This is a genomic window from Paenibacillus sp. AR247, from assembly GCF_002968895.1.
GTDB classification, from domain to species: domain Bacteria; phylum Bacillota; class Bacilli; order Paenibacillales; family Paenibacillaceae; genus Paenibacillus_AQ; species Paenibacillus_AQ favisporus.
Genome location: NZ_PCZT01000002.1, coordinates 226,376 through 235,281 on the forward strand (window position 1 = coordinate 226,376; position 8,906 = coordinate 235,281).

7 protein-coding genes and 2 pseudogenes are annotated in these 8,906 nt (G+C 59.5%); 2 read left to right on the top strand and 7 right to left on the bottom strand.

Features of this window, described 5'->3' with window-relative positions; translation table 11 throughout:
* Positions 1-20 precede the first annotated feature (20 nt).
* Entirely contained in the window at positions 21-1,310 is a 1,290-nt protein-coding gene (locus tag CPT76_RS01450; RefSeq protein ID WP_146116117.1) for a phytoene desaturase family protein, read from the top strand.
* 73 nt (positions 1,311-1,383) lie between these two features.
* On the opposite strand, the gene CPT76_RS01455 is transcribed toward CPT76_RS01450, so the two are convergent.
* Entirely contained in the window at positions 1,384-1,725 is a 342-nt protein-coding gene (locus CPT76_RS01455) for a KGG domain-containing protein (RefSeq protein ID WP_076170387.1), read from the bottom strand.
* Between the two features lie 284 nt (positions 1,726-2,009).
* Here CPT76_RS01455 and CPT76_RS01460 point away from each other — a divergent pair.
* Positions 2,010-2,570: pseudogene (locus tag CPT76_RS01460) on the top strand (YqjF family protein); the annotation flags it as partial.
* Between the two features lie 291 nt (positions 2,571-2,861).
* Here the strand turns inward: CPT76_RS01460 and ptsP are convergent.
* The 6 genes and pseudogenes from ptsP to CPT76_RS01490 all read right to left on the bottom strand — a co-directional run bounded on the left by ptsP (position 2,862) and on the right by CPT76_RS01490 (position 8,844).
* Positions 2,862-4,616, bottom strand: a complete 1,755-nt coding sequence (ptsP, locus tag CPT76_RS01465) for a phosphoenolpyruvate--protein phosphotransferase (RefSeq protein WP_105441700.1) — start codon at positions 4,614-4,616, stop codon at positions 2,862-2,864.
* Positions 4,616-4,885, bottom strand: a complete 270-nt coding sequence (locus tag CPT76_RS01470) for an HPr family phosphocarrier protein (RefSeq protein ID WP_076170389.1) — start codon at positions 4,883-4,885, stop codon at positions 4,616-4,618. Before CPT76_RS01470 ends, ptsP begins: the two co-directional genes overlap by 1 nt.
* A gap of 26 nt (positions 4,886-4,911) precedes the next feature.
* A complete protein-coding gene (locus CPT76_RS01475) occupies positions 4,912-5,646 on the bottom strand; it encodes an SIS domain-containing protein (RefSeq protein ID WP_076170792.1) in 735 nt (244 codons plus the stop codon).
* Entirely contained in the window at positions 5,643-6,401 is a 759-nt protein-coding gene (locus CPT76_RS01480) for a creatininase family protein (RefSeq protein WP_105441701.1), read from the bottom strand. Before CPT76_RS01480 ends, CPT76_RS01475 begins: the two co-directional genes overlap by 4 nt.
* 12 nt (positions 6,402-6,413) lie before the next feature.
* Positions 6,414-7,406: a phosphotriesterase family protein gene (locus tag CPT76_RS01485; protein ID WP_105441702.1), complete on the bottom strand. Its 993-nt coding sequence runs from the start codon at positions 7,404-7,406 to the stop codon at positions 6,414-6,416.
* A gap of 138 nt (positions 7,407-7,544) precedes the next feature.
* A pseudogene (locus CPT76_RS01490) lies at positions 7,545-8,844 on the bottom strand (PTS ascorbate transporter subunit IIC).
* Between the last annotated feature and the right edge of the window lie 62 nt (positions 8,845-8,906).

The following is an 8,906-nucleotide window of genomic DNA, read 5'->3' on the forward strand; positions in this document are numbered from 1 at the left end:
CGAGGGGAGCACACTCTATAATGAAACTAAATATGAACATGACTAGGGAACACCCATTTTATGATATTGCCGTAATTGGCGGCGGGCTGACCGGTCTGACCGCAGCGATTTATGCAGCTCGGTCCGGGCGATCCGTCATACTGCTTGAAAAAGACAGCCGCCTTGGCGGCTTGGCCCAAACCGCCAGAATCGGGGGAGCTTTGTTTAATTACGGCCCCCGCGCCATGTACGAAGGAAGCGCTGCGCTGCGGATTTTGGATGAGCTCGGCTGCAAACCTTCCTTGGGCAGCGGGACGAAAAATGCCATGTACGGCATTCTAGACGGGAAGCTGATCCATGCCACCGAAGAGCTGAGTCCCGAAGAGCAGACGGAATGGAGTACGCTCATGGGAAGCCTGAACCGGATCGATCCGGAGCCGGTCCGCTCGATCAGCATGAAGGAATGGGCTTTGGGGCATGTCCTCTCCGACCGCGTCCGCCAGTTCTTTTACGCCATGTGCAGACAGTGGGCCTACGATGACGACATGGAGCGGTTAAGCGCAGGCTACGTTTTGGAACAAGGACAGCTCGCCAGCCAAGGCGTCCGGTATGTGCTTGGAGGCTGGCAGACGGTCATCGACAGCCTGCAGCGGGAAGCCGTCCAGGCCGGCGTTGTCATCGCCGCAGGTGCCGAAGCTGCCCAAATTGTGCATGAGCAGGGAACGGTCACCGGTATCCTTCTGTCCGAAGGGACCCTCCTCAGAGCAGGCGGCATCATCGCCGCGGCCGGACCGCATGCGGTCAGCAAATGGCTCAAGGGTTCCGGCTTGCACAGCCATTCGCTGGACGTCTGGAGAGAGCACGCTCACCCGCTGTACGTTTCCTGCCTGGACGTCGCTTTGAAACAGGTGTCCCATCCGGATCGGGCGTTTGTACTCGGACTGGATGAGCCGTTCTATTATTCGAACCATTCGGCAGCGATCCCGCTCACAGAAGACGGTTCCCAAGTGATCCATGTGATGACATACCACGGCTCCAGTCCTTCCCATGATCCCAAGTTAGTCCTGGGGCGGCTGAAGGAAAGGCTTGAAGCCATTCAGCCGGGCTGGGTGCGGGAAGCCGCCGCCGTCCGTTTCTCACCGAATCTGCTTGCCGCTCATGCTTCCCGGCCTGCGCTGCGAAGCGGGGATGCTCCCGCACCGGGACCGGCCGTTCCGGAAATTCGCGGGCTGTACGTCGCCGGCGACTGGGTGGGACGCGAAGGGCGCCTTGCCGATACCGCGATGACGAGCGCCAAACTCGCCGGTCTGACGGCCGCGGGCATAGATTGACGCGCCATAGCAGTAAAAGGACCTCCCCGAAGGAAGGTCCTTTTTACTATGGTTCATCTATCGTATCGCCTGATTAAGAGTTGTCTCTTTGACGGGCCCGGGCCTCTCCGCCCTTGCGGCCGGCTTCCTCACGGCTCATTTTTCCGTCCCTGCCATCGCTGTCGCTTCTCGCTTCTCCGCCTTGCCGGCCGATTTCCTGATAAAATTCGCGGTCATGCGAGTCTGATGTCGCCTCGCCGCCCTTACGGCCGATTTCCTCATAGAACTCACGGTCATGGGAATCAGCCGTCGCCTCGCCGCCTTTTCTGCCGATTTCTTGATAAAATTCCTTGTCATGCGTTTTGGCGGTTTGCTCGCCACCCATACGTCCGGCTTCTTCGACGGTCATCTTACGGTTATCTTTGTTATTTGCCATTTCGAATCACTCCTTCTAGGGTTTTGAGTGTTGCGCGTGCATTTCATTACTTACCCGTGCCCCAGGATATGAAACATCGTATTTGTGCATAGATGTGTAATAACGATACGTAACCCTACCCAAACCGCCGAGAGGAGAGAACCATGAAAAAACCGCAGCATCCTGGAACAAACGAGCCATCGACCTATACCTATGCCTGACGGGCCCTGGGTCATGAAGCAGGGATGGAACGAGCTGCTGTTCGCCCATTGGCCAGTAGATGAACACAGTCTGTCAGCGTCGCCCCGTTTCTGCTGGATCCGCTTCGCATGCGGGGGATGCCGCCCGTACCGGGGACCCGGAAGTTCCTGGAGCTGAACGTTAGAACGTACGTGAACTGCAGCGGCAAACCCGGCATTTGGTTTTTGATGCTGGAAGCGTCGAATCCGCTTGTAGTCGCGGGGGCCCGCATGCTGGCCCGCCTGCCCTACCGTTACGCCCGAATGCAAAAGGGCCATCAAGAGGGATTCATCCATTATGTCAGCGAAAGGGATCGCGGGCACGGAGAGTCCCCGGCGGTATGGAAAAGCCGGTACTGCGCGGTAAACCCGAAGGTCTATCATGCCGAGCCCGGGACCCTTGTCCATTGGCTGACCGAGCGGTATTGTCTGTATTCCGCCGGGTCCGACGGTGAGCTCCGAATCGGGGAGATTCACCACCTTCCCTGGCCGCTCCAGGAGGCCGGACTGTGGATCGAGGAGAACAGCCTGACGGCTTCGTTCGGCTTGGTCCACGACCCGGAGCCGGCGCTGCTGACGTATACCCCGCGGCTGGAGGTACTGTTGTGGCCGGTACGGAAAATATAGATGGACCTTAACAGTGAGTACGAGAAAAGGAGCCTGCAAAAACAAAAGGCACTCGGGCTGACCGCAGTAAGGCGATATTCCTCATATCACCATGCTGTAATGCGCTGTGCCGTAGTGCGCAATACCGTATTGTGCATTACCGTATTGCGAATTACCGTTACCGCAATTACTACAATAATTCAGCATTATCGCAATCCGCCATGCCGCAAATCCAAAAGGCAGAGAATCCTCTCAGAGAGGACGCTCTGCCTTTTCCTTCAAATTCAGCGGTAGGATGCTTAAACGATGTACCTATAGCGTATGCCCGATGGCGCGTCGAAACTCTTCAAGCGCCTGACGAACCGCATGGGGCGTATCCAGCGTCAGAACGCTGTCGACCAGCGAGCGGCAGGCTTCCCGGTCGAGAGCTGACAGTTCTTTTTTGATGACGCCCAGCCTGCCAGCCTCCATGCTCCACTCATCCAAACCGAGCCCAAGCAGCAGCGGAGCGGCCAGCGGATCGCCGGCCATCCCGCCGCACATACCGGTCCATTTGCCCGCCCGATGGGAAGCTTCGATGACCTGGCGGATCAGCTGCAGCACCGCCGGGTGGAAATAATCGTACAGGTAAGCGACCTTATCGTTCATCCGGTCCACGGCCAGCGTATACTGAACCAGGTCGTTCGTACCGATGCTGAAGAAATCGACCTCACGGGCAAACGCCCCTGCCATGACGGCCGCCGACGGCACCTCAACCATGATTCCCGCCTCGATGCACTCGTCGAATGCCGCCCCGCTGAGCTTCAGTTCTTCCTTCGCCTCCTCCAGCACGCCCTTGGCTTCCCTCCACTCCTGCAGCCCGGAAATCATCGGGAACATCACCTTGACGTTGCCGAATGCGCTGGCCCGCAGCACCGCGCGCAGCTGAACCTTCAGGAGATCCTGCCTGCCCAGGCCGATCCGGATCGCTCGATAGCCGAGGAACGGATTGTCCTCCCGCGGCAGATCCAGATACGGCAGCGCCTTATCACCGCCGATGTCCATCGTGCGGATGATCACCGGGCGGCCATCCATGGCGGCCGCCGCCTCCCGATACGCACGGAACTGCTCCTCCTCGCCCGGCATGGCCGGGGCGTTCATGAACAGAAACTCCGTGCGGAACAGCCCCACGCCGCCGGCGCCCTGCGCGGCGGCGGCCTTTGCTTCGGCGGCCGTCCCGATGTTGGCCGCCAGCTCCACGCGCGTCCCGTCGGCGGTCACCGCCGGACGCGCGGCGTAACGGGCGAGCGCGGCGCGCTCCCGCTCGCCCTCCTCCATCCGGAGGCGGCTCTGCTCCGCCTCCGCCTCATTGGGCCGGACGATGCAGCGTCCGGCCGCCCCGTCGACGGCGATCAGATCGCCGTCCGCGATGCCGTCGATGGCGCTGCCGGCGCCGACGACGGCGGCAATGCCGAGCGAGCGCGCCAGGATCGCCGTGTGCGACGTCGCACCGCCGGAGCGGGTGATCAGCCCCATCACCAGCTCCGGGTCCAGCTGGATCGTGTCCGACGGCGCCAAGTCGTCCGCCACGAGGATGACCCGCTCCGTAATCTCGGATAACCCGCGATCCTCTTTCGCCGCCAACGCGTTCAGCAGACGTCCGCCAATGTCGCGGATATCCGCGGCCCGCTCCTTCATATAGTCGTTGCTCATGGCCTCGAACACGCCGGCTACCTGTTCCACGATGCCGGCAACGGCCTGCTCCGCGGGCACCCGCTTCTCCTGCACCCAGGCCTCCATCTTCGGATAGAAGGCCGGGTCATCCAGCAGCCTTCGCTGACCCGTCACGATCCCGGCCTGGTCTTCACCGAGCGTCTCCGCCGCCTTTGCCGCCAGCTCCTCCAGCTGCCGGGCACACCGGCGCTTCGCCTCTCCCAGCCTGGAGAGCTCAGCCCGAATCGCCTCCGGGTCGTCGGGAAGCTCCGCAGGAGCTGGAGCACGACCGTTCTCTTCCCGTCGGTAGATGAAGGCCGGCGCGATCCGTACCCCTTCCGACACGCCGATGCCTTGAACATACAGCGTGTCCATCAGTCCTCACCGAACTTGCCGTCCACGAGCTCCGCCAAAGCGCGGACCGCTTCTTCGTCTCCCGGTCCGGCGGCTTCGATCGTGACGACCGATCCCGCTTCGAGCCCAAGCGTCATCAGCTCCAGCATGCTTTTGCCGTCGGCCCGGCGTCCATCCTCCGTTACGACCGCCACCTGCGCTTCATATTGTCCCGCCCGGTCCGAGAACTGCTGAGCCGGCCGTACATGAAAGCCCTGTTTATTCCGTATGGTCACCGTTTGTGTAATCATGTTGCTCCTCCCCTTTATGAAGCCGGTCACGCCAGCAGCGCGATCCGGCCCTTATAAGCTTCGATCAATGCCTCGTTATGCGCGTCGGCCCCATCGATGTTGCCGCTCAAAAATACCGGCGGCGTAAGCCCCTTGTCGAACATGATCCCGATCGCCTCCGCGAATACGGCGTTCAGAATCGCTGCGCCAATCACCGTCGAGCTGGGCGCAAAAGCTACCTCCATGCCTGGATACCGAAGCACCGCATCCCCTTTAACGGAAAAGTTGTCGATGACCAGATCGACGGCATCGGCCAGATGCCGGCCGCTCTCATGGCGGGATGGTTGGCTCTTGGAATACGCCAGGGAAGTTATGCCGATGGTAAAGGCACCTTTCTGCCCGGCCATTAGCGCAACATCCACCGGTACCGGATTACGCCCGGAGGTAGACAGCACGAATACCACTTCGCCTTCCCGGATATCCTGCTCATCCATGAAGTCTGCCGCAAGGCCGTTCTGCCGCTCCAGCTCGGATGAGCGCACTGCGCCTTCGTGCAGCATCAGCTTCTCCACGAAGATGGGACGGATGGGAGCAAGCCCGCCGGCCCGATAGAACACTTCTTCGGTGAGGATATGCGAATGCCCGCAGCCAAATAAATGGATGATGCCACCCTGCTCTATGCAATCCGCGACCTTGACAGCAGCTCTCCGGATCTCCTCTGCCTGCTTCGTCCGTACCTTATGCAGCAGCTCGCCGATAATGTTGAAATACGCGTTCATCAGCATAATTCCTCCCCCTTCGCTTCAAAATCCAGCTTCCTTCTGGCCTGCAGCACCATGTCCGCCATCGCGTCCAGGCTGCGTTCGATGATCTTTTCCCCTTTCGCCCGGCTGGCCCGGGTGGCGTCGCCCAGCACCGCCGAAGACGTCATTTCTTCCCATGGTGTGGGGGTGCAGTCTGCGTCGGCTGGGATATGCGGTTTCCCGTCGATCGCACGCTCCATGTCCACATGCTCTTCAGCCAAATACAGCATGTAGGACGTTTCGATTTCGTCGGCATGCATGTAGGTGCCATGAACCGCAGGCGTTTCCCGGACTTCTGCGGTCACTTCCTTCGTTCCGGGATAGAAGAAATAGAATACCTTCAGGTCCGGCACCCGTTCATACAGCACCCTCGCGGCCTCCTTCAGGGCGACGGCATTTCCCAAATGGCCGTTGACCATGGCCAGAATGCGGAAGCCCTGGTTGTGCAGGCTTTCCCCGATATCGGCAAGGAGCCCAATCAGCGCCTCGTTAGACACATTTATGCTCCCCGGAAAATGACGCAGGCTCCACACCTGCCCGTAAGGCAGCGTCGGCAGCACGAATCCGCCGGTGCGCGCAGCCAGTTTGTCCGCGAGCCGTTCGGCAAGCAGATTGTCCGTGCCGAGGGGAAGATGCGGGCCGTGCGCTTCCACGGCGCCAACCGGCAGTATGGCCGTGCGGTGCAGGCGGATCTTGTCCATGACGTCAGCCGAGTTTTCATGCTCGAATTTCATGACCCTGCCCCCTTACTTTTTGAATGTAAAGCAGCGGGCCGGGTTGGCGACAAAAAACTTCTCGATCAGCTTTTTGCCGTCAAACCCTGCTTGATCCGCCTCGTCGATGAATCGGGGCATCCATTTGGCAATGATATATTCCAGCCCCAGTCCATGATCGTAATGCTTGTAGTAGGTTTTGCGGGCGGTGTCCCCGCTGATCAGGATTTGGTCTTCGTACCCTTTGCGGACGAGATTCAGAATCAGTGCGATCCGCGTGCTTTCAGGCGCGTATTTGATCTTGCCGATACCGTCAAAGCTCAAAAATGCGCCGGTTGCGGCGATTTGCTCGTGGTAATACGGATCCGGATTCCGGTCCATGTGTCCGAGGCTCAAATAAGACAGGTTTACGCCTTCGCTTCTCAAGAGTTCAATTTGATCCAACGCCATCGTGCCGACCTCCGTATGGGAGTGGACGGGAGCTTTCGTTTCGTGGTGAGCCCTTGCCACGGCCCGCAGCGTCTTTTCCTCCAAGGGCGTGATCCGGTTGTAGCCCGTTCCGAACTTGACCTGGCCTGCCTTGAACGGCGTCCCTTCCAGCCCTTCCTCGACCTCGCGAATGACGAAATCGGCCAACTCGTTGATCGTTTTCGCCTCAATCCACTGGGCGTAAGTATCATAGGGCCCGATAAGGGGCTTCAGCTCTTCCTTGATGCCCGCGTCCCACAAAAAGCTTTTGTTGAATCCGGCCGTCCCGACGATCCGGATGCCCGTTTCGCGGGCGATCTCCTCTACGGCATGAACATCCCGGCCATAGTCGACCGCCGTTGCATCCACGATCGACTGCCCGCCGTACCGTTTGAAATCCAGCACGTCCAGCTTCGACTTCTCCTTGTCGTCCAGCAGCAGGTCGTCTTCCCCCCGCTCCTGCCAATAGGCCGGGCGGCATACGATATGCTCGTGGGAGTACGTAAACCCGAGCTCCTTCGGATCCATGTCCCCGTGAAGTGTGCGAATAAAGCCCATAATCGTTCCTCCTCCATTCTTGGTGAGTGGTTGGTGTCGTTGGTAAGATCCGGCTGCATACAAGACCCGCAATGGCCCAGGAAAGACGGCGCTCCGACCGCTCGCCGTCTTCCGTTTGGCCGGTTTCAAATATCCATGTTAAAAGAGCAGCTTGGCGATAAAGTGCAAAATCGGACCGATGATGAACATATCCGAGTCAGCGGCCCACATGGCCGTGTCCGGCACGGTTGAAGAGATCAGGAAGCTTACCATGACAAACTGCCCCCAGGCGACGATCGTCGATGTAACGAAGCCCCCGATTACCGCACCGCGCACGCCGCCCGTCGAGTTGCCGAATACGCCGGCCGTCGCCCCGTGGAAGAACAGCACGATCATCGTCGGTACAAAAATGTAGGACACCGTGCTGCCGAGCACGAGCAGCCAGATGATGGCTCCGGCGAAGGCGCCGAGGAAACCGAGCACAACGGCGTTCGGCGCGTAAGGATACACGACCGGGGCATCCAGCGCCGGCTTGGCCCCGGGCACCAATTTGGTCGCAATCCCCGTTAAAGGCCGGCACGAGCTCGCCGACAAACATCCGCACCCCCATCAGCACGATAGCAATGCCGCCGGCGAACGTAAATGACTGGATAATGGAATAAATGATAAAGTTCTGGTCTCCTGCCTTGGCGATCAGGGCAGCAGCTTCTGGGGTCCCCTTGGTCGACAGAATGATCGCTCCGATCAGGAACAGCACGCCCATGCTGAGCGCCGTAATAACGTTGGAGTCACGTAGAAATTCGAATCCCTTCGGCACTTTGATCTTCTCGGAATCGTTCTTTTTGTTACCGAGCACCTTGCCCAGCAGCGCCGCCAGCAGGGCGACGGAGGCTGAGGTGTGGCCCAGAGCGATGTTGTCGTTCCCGGTAACCTTTCTCAGGAACGGCTGGACCAGGGCCGGCTGGAAGGTCCAGTACAGGCCCAGAATGACGGCGATGACGACCACGAGTTTCCATACCGGAACGCCGGTGCCTGCCGCATGGACGATGACGCCCGCAAAGATCGTCGAGGTCCAGAACATCATGTGTCCGGTCAGGTAAATGTATTTGAACCGGGTAAACCGGGCCAGCGCCACGTTGATCAGGAAGCCGACCAGCATGGCCAGCGTGACGGCGCTGCCGAATTTGGCGTTGAAGGCTTCCTGGCCCATGAAGCTTCCGAGCGAGCTGGTCTTCAGGCCGAACACTTCCTTCCACATCGGTTCGAACACGTTCAGCGCATTCACGATGACGTCCGAACCCGCTCCGATGATGAGGAAGCCGATGATCGCCTTGAACGTCCCGCTCACCAGCTGGCTGGTCGATTTTTTCTGAAGCATAAGGCCGACCAGAACGATGAAGCCGAGCAGTATGGCAGGTGTTCCGAAAATATTGGTTGCGATCCAATAAAGCACGTCCATGGATGGACACCTCCTCGGTTAGGTCAAGATAGGGCTTACAAGGCTTCCTCCAGCTTTTGCTT